Here is a 1,171-nt window from a genome sequence, read left to right on the forward strand (position 1 = left end):
GTGATCGTTTCGGCCGCACGCACCGCGGTCGGCAAATTCGGCGGAACGCTGGCGAAGATTGCCGCGCCCGATCTGGGCGCGCTGGTCATCAAGGCCGCGCTGGAGCGCGCGGGCGTTGCGCCCGAGCAGGTGAGCGACGTGATCATGGGGCAGGTGCTGACCGCGGGTTCGGGCCAGAACGTCGCGCGCCAGGCGTCGATCAAGGCGGGGCTGCCCGCGGCGGTTCCGGCGATGACGATCAACAAGGTCTGCGGCTCGGGCCTGAAGGCGGTGATGCTCGCGGCCAACGCGATCATCGCGGGCGATTCGGAGATCGTCGTGGCCGGCGGCCAGGAGAACATGAGCGCGGCGCCGCACGTGCTGCCGGGCTCGCGCGACGGCTTCCGCATGGGCGATGCAAAGCTCATCGACAGCATGATCGTCGACGGTCTCTGGGACGTTTATAACCAGTACCACATGGGCGTGACCGCAGAGAACGTGGCGAAGGAATACGGCATCACGCGCGAAGAGCAGGACGCGTTCGCGGCGGCCTCGCAGAACAAGGCGGAGGCTGCGCAGAAGGCGGGCCGCTTCGATGCGGAAATCGTGCCGGTGGAAATTCCGCAGCGCAAGGGCGATCCGCTGGTGTTCAACACTGACGAATTCGTGCGTCACGGCGTGACGGCCGAATCGCTTGCGGGCCTGAAGCCGGCGTTCTCGAAGGAAGGCACGGTGACGGCGGCGAACGCGTCGGGCCTCAACGACGGCGCGGCGGCAGTGGTGGTGATGTCGGCGAAGAAGGCCGAGGCGCTGGGCCTCACGCCGCTCGCGCGCATCAAGGCCTATGCGGCCGGCGGCGTGGACCCGAAGGTGATGGGCATGGGTCCGGTGCCGGCATCGAAGCGTGCACTGGAGCGTGCGGGCTGGTCGGTGAACGACCTCGATCTCATGGAGATCAACGAGGCGTTCGCGGCGCAGGCGCTCGCGGTGAACAAGCAGATGGGCTGGGACACGTCGAAGATCAACGTGAACGGCGGGGCGATTGCGATCGGTCACCCGATCGGTGCGTCGGGCTGCCGGATTCTGGTGACGCTGCTGCACGAAATGCAGCGCCGCGACGCGAAGCGCGGGCTGGCCTCGCTGTGCATCGGCGGCGGCATGGGCGTGGCGCTCGCGCTTGAGCGCGCTTGAG

At 68.1% G+C, this 1,171-nt stretch carries 1 protein-coding gene; it reads left to right on the top strand.

All coding sequences use genetic code 11. The features are described 5' to 3' along the window. The coding region (locus U5775_RS38805) for an acetyl-CoA C-acetyltransferase (RefSeq protein WP_322063417.1) at positions 1-1,170 on the top strand (1,170 nt) is incomplete at its 5' end. Position 1,171: the final 1 nt, after the last annotated feature.

The sequence above is a fragment of the Paraburkholderia sp. J63 genome (genome assembly GCF_905220245.1).
Lineage (GTDB): Bacteria > Pseudomonadota > Gammaproteobacteria > Burkholderiales > Burkholderiaceae > Paraburkholderia.